Source organism: Hydrocarboniclastica marina (genome assembly GCF_004851605.1).
GTDB classification, from domain to species: Bacteria; Pseudomonadota; Gammaproteobacteria; order Pseudomonadales; family Oleiphilaceae; genus Hydrocarboniclastica; species Hydrocarboniclastica marina.
The window spans coordinates 1,684,564-1,702,927 of record NZ_CP031093.1 but is presented as its reverse complement, the minus strand read 5'-3'; the positions used below and the strand labels follow the sequence as shown (position 1 = coordinate 1,702,927).

The window sequence follows — 18,364 nt, the reverse complement described above, 5'->3', positions numbered from 1 at the left end:
CCGCCCTACGCCTTTGGTCTACTTTTCTTCCGGCCCTTAACTTCTAGAGTGGAGAAAGGACAGGCTCTCGTCAGGGGGCGCGTCAATTCATTCAGAGGTCGGACAGATGGCAAGGCAATACGAGCAGGAGTACCAGCGATCCATTAAACACCGGGAGGCTTTCTGGCGCGAGAAGTCAGCGCTGATCAGCTGGTATGAGCGGCCTGAGGTCATACTGAGCAAAGATGAGCACAACTGCTATCGCTGGTATGCCGACGGCGAACTCAACACCGCTTACCTTGCCCTCGACTACCACGTTGAAAATGGCCGGGGCGACCAGCCTGCGCTCATTTACGACTCCCCCGTTACAGGTTCCGGCTGCACCTATACCTATGCAGAGCTGACCCAGCAGACAGCGCAATTCGCCGGCGTACTGAGCGAACTCGGTGTCGGCAAAGGGGATCGGGTCATCATTTATATGCCAATGGTGCCGGAGGCGGTAATCGCTATGCTCGCCTGCGCCCGGATAGGCGCCGTCCACTCTGTGGTTTTCGGTGGCTTTGCCGCTAACGAGCTCGCCGTTCGCATCGATGACGCCCGGCCCAAGGTCATCCTGTCCGCGTCCTGCGGCATTGAGGTAGACAAGGTCATTGCCTACAAACCTCTTCTGGACCGGGCCGTCGAGGCAGCCGGCCACAAGCCAGACCACTGTGTCATTCTCCAGCGTGAGCAGGAGCGGGCCGCGATGAAGCCGGCACGGGATCACGACTGGAACGAACTCATGGCCAAGGCGAAGCCCGTCGATCCTGTGCCAGTGATTGCGACCGACCCCCTCTATATCCTGTATACCTCAGGCACAACCGGTAAGCCCAAAGGGGTAGTTCGTGACAACGGCGGGCACGCCGTCGCCATGCGCTACAGCATGGAGCTGATTTATGACGTCGGCCCCGGGGATGTATTCTGGGCGGCCTCCGACGTCGGCTGGGTGGTGGGCCACTCCTATATTGTGTACGCGCCCTTGATTACCGGCTGCACTACCGTCCTTTATGAGGGTAAACCGGTCAATACGCCCGATGCCGGCGCCTTCTGGCGAGTTTGTGCCGAACACAAGGTCAAGGTTCTGTTTACAGCGCCAACAGCTTTCAGGGCGATGCGAAAGGCGGACCCAGAAGCGAAACTGATGTCCAGCTACGACCTTGGCTGCCTTGAGCGAATCTATCTTGCTGGAGAGCGGCTGGACCCGCCGACCTACGACTGGCTTCGGGAGAAAACCGGGCTACCGGTCTACGACCACTGGTGGCAGACGGAAACGGCCTGGGCCATAGCGGGCAACCCCGTTGGCCTGGGCGCCTGCCCGGTAAAACCAGGCTCGGCTACCCTGCCCGCACCCGGCTATGCAGTGCACGTTCTTGACTCTCAGGGCAACAATTGTGAGCCCCTGGAACAAGGCAGCGTTGTTATCAAGCTGCCACTTCCGCCTGGCTGCCTGCCGACAGTATGGGGTGACCCCCAACGCTTCCAGAGCGCTTACCTCGACAGTTTTCCCGGTTATTACATGTCTGGAGACGGTGGTTATTTTGATGAGGACGGCTACCTCTTTATCATGGGGCGCACCGACGATGTTATCAATGTGGCCGGCCATCGCCTGTCGACCGGAGAGATGGAAGAAGTGATTGCACGCCATCCGGCTGTCGCTGAGTGCGCGGTGATCGGCATCAGCGACGAGTTGAAGGGGCAGGTTCCGGTTGGCCTGGTATTGCTCAAAAACGGCGTCAATGTTGATCCGCTTCAACTGGAGGCAGACCTTATTACCCGCGTGCGGGATGAGGTGGGCGCCGTCGCGTCTTTCAAGCATGCGCTGGTTGTGGAGCGCCTGCCGAAAACGAGGTCCGGCAAGATCTTGAGGCGCGTCCTGCGCGATATCGCCGACGGCATGGATTACAAGGTTCCGTCCACCATTGACGACCCTGCCATCCTCGACGAAATCCACTCCCAGTTCAGCACTTTCCGTCGCAGAAGAATGGCCTGAAAGGCAGATAACAAAACCGTTCAGAAGGCTATTTTCTCAACTAAAACATATGCTTGAAGGGCTATCAGAATTGAATTGACGAGCAATTGCTGGGGGTTATACTAGAGTTGCTGTCAAAAACAGTGACGGATTATGTGAAAGTTTTACGAAGACCTCGGATTTTCGTTGTGCTCATAAGTCATGCCTGTTTTACAGCACTACCCAGCGCCCGCAAGGAGGCGCGAAGAGTCAAACATCAGTAGGAAACCAGCATGTCAGATCTTTACACCGGCCACGTCAAGTGGTTCAACGAATCCAAGGGCTTTGGTTTTATTGCACAGGAAAACGGCAGCGACGTTTTCGTTCACTACAGCGCGATTAACTCCAGCGGGTTCAAAACCCTGCAAGAAGGCCAGAAGGTGCAGTTCAGCATCACCCAGGGCCCCAAGGGTCCTCAAGCGGAAAACGTCACTGTCGCCTAGACCGCAACGTTTTTTCTGCAGCAAAGCCCGGCCTAAGGCCGGGCTTTCTTATTGAGCATGGTCGGTCGTATTGAAACTGTATGATTTGACCACGTTGTCCTTATTGAAACGTATAACAAGATCTTTGGTTGAAGATGCCCCTAGCAGGGAGTAACGGTACTTCCCGTAAGTCCAGGTGCGCATTCCGTCTTCATAACCCACGCGCCAGGGTTCTCCGAAAGTATTGCGGACTTCCTGCTGAGTCGTTTCCCCGATCTCAAGTTCCTGCACGCGCTGGTCGGGGAAGTCACTACCTATGTTTGCGCAGCCGCTCGCTATCGCCATCGCTGCGCTGACCAGGAGCAGTCTTACACCCTTTGCTAAACCCATTTTGTTACCCTCTCTCTTCCGGTTGCTTGCTGGACACAAAGAATACGGCGCGTCTGCGGCGCTGACCAGCCCCCTGCACCTCTGATGCTGTCACTGCCGAGATTGTCGGTGAACAGCTGCCTTGGGGCGCCGTCTACGATAGATCAAATAGCCGTACACACCCACGTTAACCAGAAGAACCACGCCGCCAAGCACTATCTGAATCTCACGGGTGAGCCCCGCAGGGTAGATCAGAGGCACAATGTAATGATCGATAAATCCGCTGCTATAGCCCTCTTCCGCGCCGGCCGCGCGAAGGCTGTTCTCGAGCGGAGTGAGCGGACACGACCAGCCAATCAATTCAACTGCAGCCCCCCACAGGACTGCAGGCAGGTGAAGCGCGACAATCCAGTGCCAGCGTATCGCCAGCAGGCCGCCCGCCAGCACAAACAGAATGAAAAACAGATGGAGCAGTACCACGCCATCGGCGGCAATGCGCGCTAACATCGGGCGCCTCCCTGTTACATTCGCGGTATCAGTGGCATCCGGTGGCCTCGGGAATATCTCCCTCTGGCTGCAGCACCCGATCGCCCCGGAATGGGGCCACGCGTGTCACCCCAAATTCCCTGGACGCAAGCGATGCTACTCTGCCACAAGTGTTTTATAGCGAAAGCTGCCCTGATCCGGTGCCATAACATCGACCAGATACGGCAAAATCTGCTGCATTTCCTGCTCGAGCGTCCATGGTGGATTAACCACAAACATACCGCTCGCGCTCATTCCGCGCCCCGGGAAGTCCGGACAGGTCGAGAACTCGAACTGCTTGATATTACGAATACCCGTGCGCTTGACCGCTCGTTCCATGGCGCTGATACGTTCCCGGTCTACTACGGGATACCACACCAGAAAAGTGCCTGTGGCAAACCGCCTGTGTGCTTTCTCCAGCACACTCACCACTTGCTGATAGTCTTCTTTAACTTCGTAGGACGGATCCATCAGCACCAGACCGCGGCGTTCGTTCGGCGGCATAAGAGCGATCACACCGGTCAACCCATCTTCACAGCGCGTGATAATCTGCGGCTTGCGCTCAAGGTGCCTTTTGAGCAAAGCATGGTCCTTGGAGTGGAGCTCATAAAAAATGGCCCGATCCTGTTCGCGGATCAATGTGCGAATCAGCCACGGAGAGCCCGGGTACTGCGTCAGCTCATCGCTGCTGTTGATCTCTTTCACCAACTGCACATAGCCGCGAAGCGCCTCTGGCAAGTCCTGTCGATGCCATAGCCGGGCAATGCCCTGCTGATACTCGCCGGTTTTCTGGGCCGAAGCGTCGTCCAGACGGTAGCGCCCCGCGCCAGCATGAGTGTCGACAACCAGATAGGGCTTCTCCTTCTGGTTAAGGTACGCCAGACAGCGTACCACCACCACATGCTTCAAGACGTCAGCCGGGTTGCCGGCATGAAAAGCGTGGCGGTAACTGAGCATATGTATTCTCGAGTAGTTGCAGAATTATGGCCCCGCAAGCAACGTGCGAGGGCGTTAGCGCTTTAGCGCATTTTCTCGAGGCAACGCGTGCAGATGCTTGCCCCGGACGGGCTTTCAACGACTTTCGAGCCGTCGTTCCCGCAAAAAGAGCATTTCGCGCTGGCCGACAACGTTAAGGCTAGCGCCTTCGCTCGAGCCTGAAGCGCGACGTCACGCCTGAGCTCTTGTCTGAACTTTGTCCTGGATTCCGGCCCGTGCAGGTCGAGCCCGAGGCGCCGCCCGATCGCTTCCAGGTCCTGATCTCTTAGTTGGAGCAGGAAGCGCTCCAGTTCTTCTGGTGTAAACGAATCACCCATAAAATCTCCGTGGCTTTCCAAGCTTGAGAATGAGGCGACCGGTGCTGAGCCGGGCACCTCATGCGTTCAGGCCGTTACCGCGCGATAACCTTATAGACAGGCCGCAGCTTCGGAATCTGCTTCAGAACCACCTGTATCACTGTCATGAGAGGAACCGCCAGAAGCACACCGACGGGACCCCAGAGCCAACCCCAGAAGAAGATCGAGATAAAAATCAGTATGGGATTAATCGACATCCTGAAGCCATGGATGAAAGGCTCAAGAAAGAAGCCTACCAGCGATGTAAGAGCCAGAAAGCCGAGGGGCGCCAAGGACATCAACCAGATCTCATCCAGGCTGGCGACAGATACGACAGCCAACAGCGCGATGGTGATTATGACGCCCAGATAAGGAACAAAGCGCGTAAGCCCGGCGACAACGCCCCAAACGACCGGCGATGGCAGCCCTATTGCCCAGGTCATAAGCCCTGTCAGCAAGCCGACCAGCGTGTTACTGAGGCTGATAATACCAAGGTATTTGGCGATCTCTTCCTGGCTGTCGCGAATCATATGAAGCACCCGTCGCCTCGCATGCCGGGGCAACTGCCGCGCCAGGTTCTGAATCAGCCGGTCGCCATTGACGAGCAGGAAATAACTCAGCGCCATAGCCAGCGCCAGCCCGGCCAGGCCCTCCTGGGCTTTAGCGAACAATTTCTGCCGCCACGAATCCTGCTGCAACACAACCGTCGTGACCTTCTCTTCGCTCAGGCCATCAACAGTTTCTTCCACCTCTTCGGCCGACCGCGTCACCTGTTCAATCGTCGTCTTGATACTGCTCTGCCCCAGGGCCAACTTTGAAAAGCTCTCCGGAGCCTTGCCGGCCCACTCCAGCAGGGGCTGGGACACTGTCCAGGTCAGACCGCCAAGGGCACCCAGAAACGCAGCAATAAGTACAAGAGCACTGACCGCAGGCGGAATTCGCAGGCGTCGCCGGAGCACTCTCACTACCGGCGCCATTAGCAGGCTGGTGAGCAGCGCCAGCAACACGGGCAGGATCACACCATGCGCCACATAGAGCGTATAGAGAATCCCCAGCACAAAAAGCCCATACAGGGGCGTCTCCAGCCGATCCGTCGCTGAGCGTCTGCGTCGGCGCTCTTGTTGGGGGGGGTCTACTGAGTACTGTACCTCGGCCATTACCTCTTCCTTCAGTCTGTAGGCGCGAAGCCACGGCCGCAGTTTACCTGAGTTCGCGCTCAGGGTTCACCGTCTATCTGGCGTCTGACAGAGACATGACAAAAGGAAAATGCGAACCCGGCGGTGGCCGTCTACACTGTGCGCCGGACTGTGGCCTGCCGCAGTCTCAACCGTTTCTGTCCAAGCCGGGCTTTGGTCCGCAAAATTACTGTCTAGGTCCTGCATGCCCCATAAAACCGATGTAATTGTGATAGGCGCAGGCGCAGCGGGTCTGATGGCAGCGCTTACAGCCGGCTATCGCGGCCGTCGCGTTACCGTCCTTGATCACGCAAACAAGGCCGGCAAGAAGATACTGATGTCCGGGGGCGGTCGCTGCAATTTCACCAACCTGAACAGTACGCCCGCCAATTTCCTATCGGACAATCCGGCTTTCTGCATTTCCGCCCTCAAACGATACTCGCCGTGGGACTTCCTGGAACTGGTCGAACGTCATGGCGTTGCCCATGAAGAAAAGGCGGCCGGCCAGCTGTTCTGTCAGGGTTCGAGTCGGGATATCCTCACCATGCTCATGACTGAGTGTGAATGGGCCGGCGCAGAGATAAGGCTAAAGGTAGCAATAGACGAGGTCCAACCACTGAACCAGGGCTTCCGTCTGAAAACGTCCGAAGGCATCTATGAATGCGCATCGGTGATCATAGCCAGCGGCGGCCTGTCCATACCCACCCTGGGTGCCAGCGGCTTCGGCTATAACCTGGCCCGACAATTTGGCCTCAACATCCTCCCTACCCGACCAGGGCTGGTGCCCTTTACGCTTCATCCCCACGACAAGGCCCGTTTCGAGACGCTGGCAGGACTCAGCTGTGAGGTTCAGGCGAGAGTTGCGCCTCCGGGGCCGAAAACGACGTTCACTGAGCCCATGCTTTTCACCCACCGCGGACTGAGCGGGCCCGCCATGTTACAGGTCTCCAGCTATTGGCAACCCGGTGAGACCGTCTCCCTCAACCTCTTGCCCCTACAGAGCGTGCAGGAGGACCTATACGGGCTGCGGAGGGCGTCCCCGCAAAAGACCGTTGCCCAATATTGCGCAGATCACCTCCCCAGACGGTTCTTGCAGTCCCTTGCCGTCAGTCACGACTTGGACCGGCCTCTACAGGATCACACTAATGAAGACATCGAGACCGTGGCTGGTACGCTTCAGCAATGGCTGATCAAGCCAGCCGGGACAGAAGGCTATCGCACTGCGGAGGTCACTCTGGGCGGTGTCGATACCACGGAACTTTCCTCCCGCACGATGGCGGCCAGATCCATTCCAGGACTTTTTTTCATTGGCGAGGTCGTGGACGTGACCGGCCAGCTCGGAGGCCACAACTTTCAGTGGGCCTGGGCCTCGGGGGTCGCCGCCGGGCAGGAGGCGTAACCGTGATTCACGCCTCCCGTTTATGCGCTTCCTCTGGCCCGGCTGTTCGTCTTTCCTGCTTCCTGTTTACGACTGCTTTTGAGCTTTTGCCGTTGCGGCGACCGCGTCCTGGCAAGCCACGTTCCTGACGGCGCTAGGCACTTTGTGTTTGGCCAACAAAAGCCGTGTGTTTGGCCTACAAAAACCGTGTACCAGCCGCGTAAAAATAGTTTCGCCAGCGACGCGCCGGCACTGGCGGACAGGCCAATTTGCAACTAGCTTGTGATGAGAGAGAGCAGAGAATTCAAGCGCGTTATACAGCGCAACAATTGTGTTACCTAAATACACAAAATTCGCATTCTACTTAGTTTATTTGCGCCAATTTAATGATACTGTCGCGCCTCAATTAATCACCCCACCAGAAGTTAGGAAGAGATGACACCCCTGAAGAATGCCGCGCATTTCGTAAGCGATTACCTGCCCCAGATCTTCATGATTCTGATCCTTATCGCTGCTTTTTCGATGGCCCGGTTGCCTGTCGAGGACACCGCGACGTCCCAGCCAGCCAAGGGACAGTTGCAGATTCCGAAAATCGCTTCGCATTAAACTGAGCGAAAGCCTGTCCGGTTTGCATCTTTTGGCGAGCTTCATTCCCTGCAACAGTTGTAAGATGGGCGGCCATGCTCTTCTGTACAGCAATAACCATGCGTGGGTGTGAAGACTCAGCTGTAACGGCGGCCAACTAGTGGAGATGGCCTGCGACGCCGCGTGGCGGGAGAAGATTGAGACAGGCCGATGGCCAGCGGGTAGCCACCGCCTTGGGTACGGTCTGGGGCAAATCGGTCGGGCACCAATTTGATTCCGCTTGTCGGTTGCGGTTGCGGTTGCGGTTGCGCCGTAGCGACAGCAGGCCGTCACTATCGCACAAGCCAATCCGCGCCTTCACAGCCAGCGCAGACAACGACCGGTGCCGGCGCTGGCGGGTTTCGGTCAGGCGAAGTCCAAGCCCCGCTTGTAGATCACGTCGAAAGAGAAACCTTTGCTCTTGGTCCGCCGTTCCAGAAGGTCCGCCAACTTATCCAGACGCGCCGGCACCGCCATCATTTTGTCCTGAGCTTCACGTCCGGCGGCGTCCACTGGCGTCAGCTCGGCAATACCCCATGCTTCCAGGCATTCGGCGACCACTTTACGATAGTCGCGCGGTCCGTAGATCCCTGCCCGGCGCACTACTTCCGCCATTTCCACATACCCGGTGATACTGTGTCCAGGCATGGCCAGGCGTGGCATGACCTTGAGTGCAGACTGCATGGCATTGGTGGAATCAGTCTCTAGCAGACCGCGGAACGAATCACGATAGAACTTGAAATGTCGGGACTCGTCCGCCGCCACATAGCCCAGTATGCGCTGGATCATGGGATCATATTTGGCCGCGAGCTTCCCTGTATTTGCGTGGGCCGACTGGGTCGCACGCTCCTGCAGACTGGTATAGGCCAACAACTGATACGGATCGCTATGCCACTCGGGGTCGAAACCCGCTTCGAGATACTGATACTGAAGTTCCTCGAAGGCGCGCATGTCGAAAAGCCGGGCGTCCCGCACGTAGTTATGCATCACGGCGCCGTGGCGGTCTTCCTCCGCCGTCCACATGAAGTTCCAGCGGGACCAGGCGTTATTGCTGCCCAGGTAGGTGGCCAGCAAGCGATGGAAGTGTGGCAGGCCCTCTTCAGTGAGGAGGTTCAACGCGAGCGCTACGCGGACCGCATCGGGCATACCGCGGGCCCTTTCGGGTAGCTCCGCCATGTTGCGCAACTGCTCGTCCGTCATCTGCTCACTTACGGGAAGGAAATCGCTGGGGAACCAGAGGTTGCGTTCCTCAAGATGGCGGGCCATCAGTTTTTCCGCGAGCGGCTCCAACGAAGCAATTGCTTCAGCCTTGGCTGCGCGAGCGCTGTCCTGCTCAGTAGTCGATATAGCGATGACGCATCCTCCAAACTAGGTTTACAGACCAGATTACCACAGCTTGTTTGAAATGTATGACAGGCACTTTACCAGACGGGCCGCGCAGGGCAGAACTACGGCTACGGCCTGCGCGAGAACTGCAACCTGGTCACGAGTTTTGCTATGGTTCTTTTCAGGCGGGCGATCTGCCCCGGCCAGAGCAAAATGTCGCCAGGGAGGCACAATGTCTGACGCGTTGGAAGAATACCGCAGGAAGCGGAACTTTTCGGTGACCGCCGAACCGGCTGGCTCCCGTGTCAGGCAAAAAAAAAGTAAAGGCAGTCCAGCGCAGGGTCTCAAATTCGTTATTCAGAAACATGCTGCACGGCGATTGCATTACGATTTCCGGTTGGAGCTGGAAGGTACGCTAAAAAGCTGGGCTGTACCTAAAGGCCCCAGTCTGGACCCCAAATCCAGGCGATTGGCGGTTCAGGTCGAAGACCACCCGCTAGAGTATGGCCTCTTTGAAGGCAACATTGCTGAAGGGGGGTACGGCGCGGGCGACATGATTGTCTGGGACCAGGGAATCTGGATCCCGGCAGACAAAGACCCCGTGGCCGCGTTCCGCAAAGGTAAGCTGAAGTTCGAGCTCGAGGGCGCCAAGCTGTCGGGTTCGTGGAACCTCGTCCGCACCGGGATGTCAGGCAGCAAGCAGCAGTGGTTCCTTATCAAATCGAAGGATGACGCGGCTCGATCTGAGTCCGACTACGACATTACCAAGGCTTTGCCGGACAGCGTACTCAGCGGCCAGCCCCTGCCCTCCGGTTCTCAATCTCCCAGCAAAAAAAAACCGGCGCGAGGCCGACAAACGAACGAGCAGCCAGCGACTCGGGCACGTAATGTCAGCAGGGGCAGTGGCGGAACGCAAGGCACAAAGACGGGGCTTGACGGCGCGCGTGAGGCACCAATACCTGAGCTTCAAAAGCCACAGCTTGCGACTCTGGCGGACTCCGTTCCCAGTGGGGACGGCTGGCGGTACGAGATCAAGTTCGACGGTTATCGCATTCTGACCCGGATTGATCAGGGCGAGGTCCGTTTGTTCACCCGCAACGGGCACGACTGGACCGGTCGAATGCCGCGCCAGACTGAAGCCTTATCCGGCCTGCCCCTCGAATCGGCGTGGCTCGACGGCGAAATCGTGGTGCCCGATGACAAAGGTCTGCCTGATTTTCAGGCACTGCAGAATGCGTTCAACACCGGCGCCAGTAGCGGCATTCTTTACTATCTGTTTGACCTTACATACCTCAACGGGATGGACCTGCGCCAGGTTCCCCTCGAACAGCGCCGGTCTGCGCTGGGTCAGATAATTGATCAAAGCGACTCTGACCTACTGCGGTTCTCGGCGGAGTTTGAGGAAACCGGGGAAGCCATGTTGAACAGCGCCTGCGAACTGCAGATGGAAGGGCTGATCGCGAAACGAATCGGCAGCCGCTACACCGCAAGGCGAAGCAAGGACTGGCTCAAGTTGAAATGCTCTAACCGCCAGGAGTTCGTCGTAGTCGGCTACACCGAACCCAAAAACAGTCGCAGTCATTTCGGCGCCCTTCTACTGGGCCTGCACGACGAGCCCGGCGGCAACCTGCGTTATGCAGGTAAGGTGGGCACCGGTTTCAATGCCACCACGCTGAAGAGTGTATTCGCCCGGATCAAACCGCTCGAAGTCGGCAAACCGGCCGTGGCCGACCCTCCGACCGGCGCGGACGCCCGCGGCGCACACTGGCTGGAGCCCTCTTTGCTGGCGGAAGTCGCCTTTGCCCAGATGACACGCGAAGGCGTCGTCCGCCATGCTGTCTTTCATGGCTTACGCGAAGATAAGACCGTTCGGGATATTGTGCGGGAAAAGCCCAAGCCAACACCCGCCCCGCGCGCGCGCAAAGCCAAGGACGTCGCCCCCTCGAACCAGGCCGACGCCAATGGCAATGGGGTAAAAATATCGCATCCCGAGCGCATTATTGACCCCGCTTCAGGCACTACCAAGCAACAGCTGGCCGACTACTACGAGACAGTGTCTCCCTGGGTTCTGTCGGTGCTAAAGGACCGGCCAGTCGCAATTGTTCGGGCACCGGAAGGCATTAATGGTGAGCTTTTTTTTCAGAAACACGGGGACAAGCTCAACATTCCCGCAATGAAGTTTCTGGATAAGCACTTCAGCGGCCAACCGGCCATGGTCGTAAATAACGCCAAGGCACTGGTCGGGGCTGTTCAGATGAACACCATTGAATTCCATGCCTGGAACGCCACCAGCCATGACCTGGAGCACCCGGACTGCTTTGTGCTGGACCTGGACCCCGACCCAAGTCTGCCCTGGCAGAGAATGATAGAGGCAACCCAACTGACCCTGACCGTGCTGGAGGAGCTGGGGTTGACAGCCTTCCTGAAAACCAGCGGCGGAAAGGGGATCCACATCGTTGTGCCCCTCTCCCTGCAGGACAGTTGGGACAGCGTGAAAACGTTCAGCCGCGCCATCGTAAGGCACATGGCGAAGCTACTGCCTGACCGGTTTACCGCTGTCTCGGGGCCACGAAACAGAGTCGGCCGTATATTTATTGACTACCTTCGCAACTCCAACGGTGCCACAACCATAGCCGCGTACTCGGCCAGGGCGAGGCCCGGGATGGCTGTATCGGTGCCTATAGGTCGTGACGAGCTTGAAAAGCTGACCGGGGCAGACGCATGGACTGTTCATAATCTGCCCGAACGTCTGGACAGCCTCAAGCAGAACCCCTGGCAGGGTTACGCGTCCGTTGAGCAGGTTATAACCGATGAGATGCGGTCACGCCTTGGACTCAACTGACACGCTTTCCAATAGCTGTCAGCCAGATCATGCCATCAGCATGGTTTTGATTTAGGATACGCCCCAACCGGGCCCAGGGCGCTACCGAACCCTGGAGTTTCAATCCTTGCGTGCTGTAAACGGAAGTCAGCTTTGGACGACATGCATCAACCTGTTCCTCAGCCCCGGGCCGGGCTACTGGCCCGGACGCTGGCGGAGTGGAAAACACTGGCTCAGTTAGGTGCACCGATCCTGGTCGCACAACTGGCCCAAATGGCCAACGGCGTTATCGACACGATCATGGCAGGCCATGCCAGCGCTGAAGATCTTGCCGCGGTAGGCATAGGAAGCAGCTTGTGGATGCCGGTGTTTCTGTTCTTCGCGGCCACCCTGAGCGCGCTTCAGCCGATCATTTCAGGTCACCGAGGCGCGCGCAAAGCAGAACGGATCATGCCCGTGACCTGGCAAGGCATTTACATCGCCACGGGTTCATCAGTTCTGATGATTCTGCTTCTGCTTAACGTGCAACCCGTCTTTGCGCTCTTTGAACTCGACCCGCAAACGGCTCACATTTCGGCTGGCTATCTCACGGCGTTCGTTTGGGGCGTCCCTGCCATGCTGCTCATGGCGGCACTGCGGGGCTTGACCGATGGACTGGGGCATACTCGCGTGATCATGGCGTTTTCGCTGCTCGGCACGATCATCAACCTGCCACTCAACTATATATTCATCTATGGCAAGCTGGGCCTTCCGGCAATGGGCGGCATTGGGTGCGGCTGGGCGACCGCTATTTCCAATCTGGTAGCTGCTGTGATCCTCCTGCTCTACCTCAATCGCAGCCATACCTACAGGCCCTTTCACTTGATCAGTCATTGGGTGCCGCCAAGCCTGCGCGAAATAGCCGACGTTCTGCTATTGGGCGCTCCAATCGGCTTCACTGTCTTCGTGGAAGTCAGCATGTTTTCTGTTATTGCTCTTTTTCTGGCGCCACTGGGACCCGTCGTTGTAGCGGGCCACCAGATCGTATTGAACGTCGTCTCACTGCTTTTCATGGTGCCGTTAAGCCTGGGAATGGCACTGACACTCCGCATCAGCTTTCTGGTCGGGGCAGAGAGCCTGGATACGGCGCGGCTGCTGGCTCGCAGCTCCCTATTACTGGCCTCAAGCATAGCCCTGGTTTATGCACCCATACTCTTTCTACACGCGGATCTTGTTGCAGCGCTGTATACCCGGGATCAACAGGTTCAGGCAGTTGCGATACGGCTGTTGTGGTTCGCGGCCATTTTTCAGATCGCAGACGTAATACAGGTGACCGCCATCGGCGCCCTGAGGGGTTACAAGGACACGCGAGTGCCACTCTATATCATGCTGCTATCGTTCTGGGGTGTTTGCCTACCGCTCGGCTACGTGCTGACCTTCACCGATATGCTGGTTCCGGCACTCGGCGCTGCAGGGTTCTGGGTGGGGCTGACCGTCGGTCTCGCAAGCGCCAGCATACTGCTAGGAACAAGGCTCTTCCGCTATCAGCCATATGGCCGAAGTGAGAGCATACCCCTGCCCTTGCCAAAGTGAGCAAGCGGTGGATAGGCGCAGCTTCGTGATGCTCTGAACAGCGAATATCGGGGGAGTAACCGGGAAAGCGAAACACAGCTGCAGGTCATAGCTTTCGGGTCAGCGCAGAGAGAAGGGGTCAGCAGAACGGATTTTCGGCAGATTCGACGAGCAAAAAAATGCCGGGAGGCAAAGCCACTCCCGGCGAAGTAAAACAAAAATAACTCAGTTGCTAGCCAATGCTTTCCTGCGGCTCTTGGCCGCACGCATACGAAGAACAGCAACAATCAAACGTTGATAAAACGCCGGGAAAAAACGCTGCAGAAGATCAAGCGCCTTGGCGTCCGACCCGACCAGAACCCTCCGTGACTTCCGCCTAACAGCTTTGAGAATGATATCCGCGGCATCATCGGGAGTCGTCTTGAGCAGCTTCTCGAAAGACTGTCGAGTTTCTTCCGAATCACTGCCCACCAGCGACTTTATGCTCGAATCCATCCGGGCCGACGCGTTGATATTCGTCTTTATACCGCCGGGATGCACACACAGGACGTTAACGTTGCACCGCTCAATATCCATCTCTTGGCGCAAGGATTCGGTGAAGCCCCGAACCGCAAACTTCGCCGTATTGTAGACACTTTGCCCTGGAATCCCGACAAGACCGAACAGGCTGGACACGTTGATCACGTGACCATCACCGGACTTTTTCAGATGAGGCAAAAACGCTTTGGTACCATAAATGACGCCCCAAAGGTTGATGTTCAGGAGCCACTCGAAGTTCTCGTAGCTCGTGCCCTCAACGGAACTACCTAGGGCAACGCCTGCATTATTGAAGATCATATTGACCTTGCCGTGGTCTTTTGCCGTCTGATCGGCCCAGGCCTCGACCGCATCGCGATTGGCAACATCGACCACAGCAGTGGTCACCTGGACGCCGAGGTCTCGGGCCAGGCGGGCGCTCTCTTCCAACCCGGCAGCGTTGATATCCGATAGCGCCAGATCGCAGTTCTCGCGGGCGAGATGTAAAGCCAGGGCTCGGCCAATACCTGAGCCTGCGCCTGTGATGGCTGCGACCTTACCGCTGAAAAATCGGCCGGGAACCGATGAATCTGAATGCTTACTCATGCCTTTATTCCTGCTGTGTCACGGTTTCTGTAGCCTGGGTACTCAACTGCACCGCAGAGGCGGGCTTGCAGTAGTATTCCAGACTTTCGAATTGCCGGGTCCGGCGACGATATTCCCAGGTAAAACCTGGCCAGAGCGCGGTGTTCTTGCCCTGATCGTTCAGGTACCAGCTGTTACAGCCGGAGTTCCAGATAGTGGCATCAGACTTACGCTGCACGCCGTCATAGAACTTCGCCTGAACCTGTTCGCGCACTTCAACGTGCGCAAAGTTACGCGTTTTCGCCTGTTTCAGGCAATCGAGTACATACCGAATCTGGGACTCAATCATATAGATCATTGAACTGTGTCCCAGACCGGTATTCGGCCCCATCAACAGGAACATGTTGGGGTAACCGTGGACTGTAGTCCCCAAGTAAGTCTCCAGTTTGCCGTCCCAGGTCTCGTGTAGGTCTTTCTCCCCACGACCAAATATGGCGCCACGAGGTATAGGGTTCTGCGGCTGGAAACCCGTGCCCAGAATGATCGCGTCTACCATGCGCTCATTACCCTTGCGGTCAACCACACTATTGGCTTTCACTTCAGCAATTCCGTCTGTCACCAGTTCCACATTGGACCGACACAGGGCGGGATAGTAATCGTTCGAGATCAGGATACGCTTGCAGCCCAGACGGTAGTCGGGCGTGAGTTGCTTGCGCAGGCTGTCGTTGGCGACCTGTTTGTTGAGGTGCTTCAGCGCCATCTTTTCTGCCAGCTTCAACAAACGCGGGGACAGGACAAAGGCAAGCGCCCTCGCCTCCAGCTGGCAGTATATGCGTGCGCGCTGAGCCCTCTGCAACCAGGGAAAGAGCCGGTAGAGACCCCGTTCAAACTTGGACGTTTTGCGGTCCGGCTTCGGCATGATCCAGGGGGCTGTCCGCTGGAACAAATGCATCTGTTTCACTTTGGGCGCAATCTGGGGGACAAACTGGATGGCGGACGCCCCGGTGCCTATGACCGCGACCCGCTTGTTCTCCAGCCTATAGTCGTCTCTCCAGGCAGCGGAATGAAATATCTCTCCCTTGAAATCACGAAGGCCAGGTATGTTCGGATAAGCCGGCCGGGATAGCCCGCCCATGCCCGAGATCAGGAAACGCGCTGTGAACTCTTCTCCGGCCGGCATACCGGTATCGCCAAAATCCAGCTCAAAGGCGTGGCAGCCACGCGAACGGGCAAATTCTTCCACCTGAGCCCCGGTATGCGTGCGAATACGCCATAACCCCTGCTTTTCATCCCAGCGCGCTTGCGTTACCCAGGTCTGGAAACGGATTTTCCGGGCCAGGTTGTGCCGCTCTGCGCAGCCTTCCATGTACGCCTGGATTTCTGGCTGGGTCGCAAACATGCGGGACCAACTGGCGTTGGGCTCGAACGAGAAGGAGTACAGGTGGGACTGCACGTCGCAGGCACACCCAGGATATCGATTGTTGTACCAGGTACCACCGACTTTATCGTTCCGCTCAAGAACGACAAAATCGTTGAAACCCTCTTGCTGTAACCGGATAGCCGTGCCCAGGCCCGAGAAGCCAGTACCGATTACCGCGATTTCCACGTCGGCGGGCTGACCCGGAACATGAGCAGGCGCATTCATGCCGCCTTCTCCGACTGAGCATTGAGGTAATCTACCTGTTCCGTCACCTCATCCATCTGGTCGAGCAGGTGACGATTGTCATGCATCCATGGGTGAAACCCGGGCCTGAAGAAATCGAACCAGGCCGGTAGAACCTTGCGCAGTCCACCTGGCTTGACCCACCAAAACACGAAACTTTCCTTCCATCCCTTCAGGTCCCGGGCGCCGCCACTGACCTTCACCATTTTGAAGTAGTAACCCGTAAACAGCGTCCAGAAAATAATATTGGCAATAATAAATGCGCTGGTGCGAATGAAGTACGCTTTAATGCCCGTACCCACCACCTGGCTAAAGACATCGAATGCAACCGCCTTGTGCTCGGTCTCTTCCAGGGCGTGCCAGCGCCAGAGCGCCGCATAATGTGGCTCAGCGTCTTCAAGCTGCGCTGGCTCACGGAGCAACATGTCCCCGAGTACAGCAGTCAGGTGTTCAAGCGCTACGGTCGTGCCCAACTGAAGTGACTTGGGGATCCAGCGTTTGACGAACTCAAGCAGGTTGTATACCCGACGCTCCATCCGGTCGGCGGGGATACCGGCTTTGGTCAGGGCCGCGTTGTACTCTTCATGCTCACGGCCGTGGAAGGCTTCCTGGGCGATAAAGGCACCAATGTCTTCTTTCAGCTGATCGCCTTCTACCTGATTCCGATAGTTACGGATACTGTTTATAAAGAACCGTTCGCCAACGGGGAAGAAAACGGACAACGCGTTGAAGAAGTGCGAAATGTGCAGATGGCCTTTGTTCCAGGTGGTGATCTGGTCTTTGGGCAGTGAAAACTTCAGATTGCGACGGACGGGGTTGACCTGAATGGTCATGGCAAGCCTCCAGAGACGGATCGAATTACATTTAAAGCTGAGTCACTATTTACTGTTACATTGAACGATGTAACAATACTACTTTGAATGTTCCCCACCTTGTCAAGAAAATTTCGTAGACGAAAACGAAATTGCGGATTGGACGGCAAAATCAATGAGCGAACAGCATATCCGGTCGAGCTCGGCTCCCCTAAAACGGGCAGCGTTCATGTTCCCGAGAGGAGACAATAGATCGCTATCTACTGTCTCTGATAGTATTCACAACATGAACTTGCCTTTTGACACCCACGCGCAGCTCAACGCTCTGATTCAGCAGGAAGGGTCTCCCGAATCCGGGACGGGCTCTGCTACTGAATACACGGTCGATGCGCTCGCGCGTGCGTCAGGCTCCACTGTTCGCAATGTTCGTGCTTATCAGGACCGGGGCCTGCTGCCCCCGCCCGAACGTCGAGGACGGGCCGGCGTTTATTCGGACCTCCACCTTTCCCGAATGCGCCTCATCAATAACCTCCTCCAGCGTGGCTATACGCTGGCCAATATAAAAGAAATGATTTCCGCTTGGGAACAGGGCGCTGACCTGAGTCAGTTGCTAGGGCTCGAGCAAGCGATAAGCAGTCCCTGGACCAATGAGACTCCCAGTCATGTTTCAGCGCAGGAACTCGCGGAGATGTTTTCCGGCGACCTCAGCGCTGAAAACATGCGCAAGGCGTTGCAGTTGGGCTTGATCGAATCGACCCGCGACGGCTTCCTGCTGAAACAGCCGCGCCTGTTAAATGCAGGCGCAGAACTCGTCAGGCTGGGCATCCCCTTGGGACAGTTATTCGATGTTCTCGGCCCGCTCCGTGAAAACGTCCAACACGTTGCTGAGGACCTTGTCCGGCTTGCCTCCCGCTTGATCGACCGCTACGGCGAGCAGGTTCCGCCCACAGAAGACTTGCCCAAACTGGCCCATCTCGTCTGGCGTCTTCGGCCGATAGCCCTCGTGGCGGTCGAATCCGAGGTACAGAGGGCGATGGAAGATGCGGCCAACAAGTTCCTCATAGAGCGCGTTTCCAATGTCTTTGGGAAGGCCGCCCAGGCAAACAACGCCTCCCCACCTGAAGCCCAAGAGCAAAAAAACGCGACAGAGTCTCCGGAGGAATAGTCTTCTTCCGCTCATTGCCCCGCCTAACGCCTTCAAGGCGTGATCAGCAACTTCGCCAATAGTCGTAGGTCCGGC

The 18,364-nt window shown here is 57.0% G+C and carries 16 protein-coding genes; 7 read left to right on the top strand and 9 right to left on the bottom strand.

Translation table 11 applies throughout. The features are described from left to right. Window positions 1–106 precede the first annotated feature (106 nt). The gene (locus soil367_RS07590; protein WP_136548460.1) at window positions 107–2,008 is read left to right on the top strand and encodes a propionyl-CoA synthetase; all 1,902 of its coding nucleotides are present in this window, start codon (window positions 107–109) and stop codon (window positions 2,006–2,008) included. Window positions 2,009–2,259: 251 nt separating this feature from the next. Continuing rightward, on the top strand, window positions 2,260–2,469 hold the full coding sequence (locus soil367_RS07585; protein WP_136548458.1) for a cold-shock protein: 210 nt from the start codon (window positions 2,260–2,262) through the stop codon (window positions 2,467–2,469). A 48-nt stretch (window positions 2,470–2,517) separates the two neighbouring features. Here the strand turns inward: soil367_RS07585 and bamE are convergent, their stop codons facing one another. From bamE to soil367_RS07560, 5 genes are all read right to left on the bottom strand, one after another. Then, on the bottom strand, window positions 2,518–2,838 hold the full coding sequence (bamE, locus tag soil367_RS07580) for an outer membrane protein assembly factor BamE domain-containing protein (protein ID WP_136548456.1): 321 nt from the start codon (window positions 2,836–2,838) through the stop codon (window positions 2,518–2,520). 90 nt (window positions 2,839–2,928) lie between these two features. Further along, the gene (locus tag soil367_RS07575; RefSeq protein WP_136548454.1) at window positions 2,929–3,324 is read right to left on the bottom strand and encodes a DUF2784 domain-containing protein; all 396 of its coding nucleotides are present in this window, start codon (window positions 3,322–3,324) and stop codon (window positions 2,929–2,931) included. A gap of 135 nt (window positions 3,325–3,459) precedes the next feature. Further along, window positions 3,460–4,299 carry a 23S rRNA (adenine(2030)-N(6))-methyltransferase RlmJ gene (locus soil367_RS07570; RefSeq protein ID WP_136548452.1) on the bottom strand — a complete coding sequence of 280 codons (840 nt, stop codon included), beginning with the start codon at window positions 4,297–4,299 and terminating at the stop codon, window positions 3,460–3,462. Between the two features lie 62 nt (window positions 4,300–4,361). Next, a complete protein-coding gene (locus tag soil367_RS07565) occupies window positions 4,362–4,655 on the bottom strand; it encodes a hypothetical protein (RefSeq protein ID WP_136548450.1) in 294 nt (97 codons plus the stop codon). Between the two features lie 74 nt (window positions 4,656–4,729). Beyond that, entirely contained in the window at window positions 4,730–5,830 is a 1,101-nt protein-coding gene (locus tag soil367_RS07560) for an AI-2E family transporter (RefSeq protein WP_136548448.1), read from the bottom strand. 223 nt (window positions 5,831–6,053) lie between these two features. On the opposite strand from soil367_RS07560, the gene soil367_RS07555 reads away from it, so the two are divergent. After that, on the top strand, window positions 6,054–7,247 hold the full coding sequence (locus soil367_RS07555) for a BaiN/RdsA family NAD(P)/FAD-dependent oxidoreductase (RefSeq protein WP_136548446.1): 1,194 nt from the start codon (window positions 6,054–6,056) through the stop codon (window positions 7,245–7,247). A gap of 414 nt (window positions 7,248–7,661) precedes the next feature. Continuing rightward, on the top strand, window positions 7,662–7,832 hold the full coding sequence (locus tag soil367_RS18810) for a hypothetical protein (RefSeq protein WP_172962298.1): 171 nt from the start codon (window positions 7,662–7,664) through the stop codon (window positions 7,830–7,832). 384 nt (window positions 7,833–8,216) lie between these two features. On the opposite strand, the gene soil367_RS07550 is transcribed toward soil367_RS18810, so the two are convergent. After that, window positions 8,217–9,149: an acyl-ACP desaturase gene (locus tag soil367_RS07550; RefSeq protein ID WP_281283921.1), complete on the bottom strand. Its 933-nt coding sequence runs from the start codon at window positions 9,147–9,149 to the stop codon at window positions 8,217–8,219. 259 nt (window positions 9,150–9,408) lie between these two features. Here soil367_RS07550 and ligD point away from each other — a divergent pair, with 259 nt between their 5' ends. Continuing rightward, the gene (gene ligD / locus soil367_RS07545; RefSeq protein ID WP_136548443.1) at window positions 9,409–12,018 is read left to right on the top strand and encodes a DNA ligase D; all 2,610 of its coding nucleotides are present in this window, start codon (window positions 9,409–9,411) and stop codon (window positions 12,016–12,018) included. Window positions 12,019–12,159: 141 nt separating this feature from the next. Next, complete coding sequence (locus tag soil367_RS07540) at window positions 12,160–13,569, top strand: MATE family efflux transporter (protein ID WP_246065607.1); 1,410 nt, start codon at window positions 12,160–12,162, stop codon at window positions 13,567–13,569. A 204-nt stretch (window positions 13,570–13,773) separates the two neighbouring features. Here soil367_RS07540 and soil367_RS07535 read toward each other — a convergent pair whose 3' ends face one another. Genes soil367_RS07535 through soil367_RS07525 form a run of 3 tightly spaced genes read right to left on the bottom strand, consistent with a single transcriptional unit; the run spans window position 13,774 to window position 17,145 of the window. Further along, a complete protein-coding gene (locus soil367_RS07535; protein WP_136548439.1) occupies window positions 13,774–14,670 on the bottom strand; it encodes an SDR family NAD(P)-dependent oxidoreductase in 897 nt (298 codons plus the stop codon). A gap of 4 nt (window positions 14,671–14,674) precedes the next feature. Further along, on the bottom strand, window positions 14,675–16,294 hold the full coding sequence (locus soil367_RS07530; RefSeq protein WP_136548437.1) for a flavin-containing monooxygenase: 1,620 nt from the start codon (window positions 16,292–16,294) through the stop codon (window positions 14,675–14,677). Beyond that, window positions 16,291–17,145 (bottom strand): metal-dependent hydrolase, encoded by an 855-nt coding sequence (locus soil367_RS07525; protein WP_136548435.1) that lies wholly within the window; start codon window positions 17,143–17,145, stop codon window positions 16,291–16,293. The genes soil367_RS07530 and soil367_RS07525 overlap by 4 nt, the downstream gene beginning before the upstream one ends. Before the next feature lie 265 nt (window positions 17,146–17,410). Here soil367_RS07525 and soil367_RS07520 point away from each other — a divergent pair, with 265 nt between their 5' ends. Next, window positions 17,411–18,289 carry a MerR family transcriptional regulator gene (locus soil367_RS07520; protein ID WP_136548433.1) on the top strand — a complete coding sequence of 293 codons (879 nt, stop codon included), beginning with the start codon at window positions 17,411–17,413 and terminating at the stop codon, window positions 18,287–18,289. Window positions 18,290–18,364 lie beyond the last annotated feature (75 nt).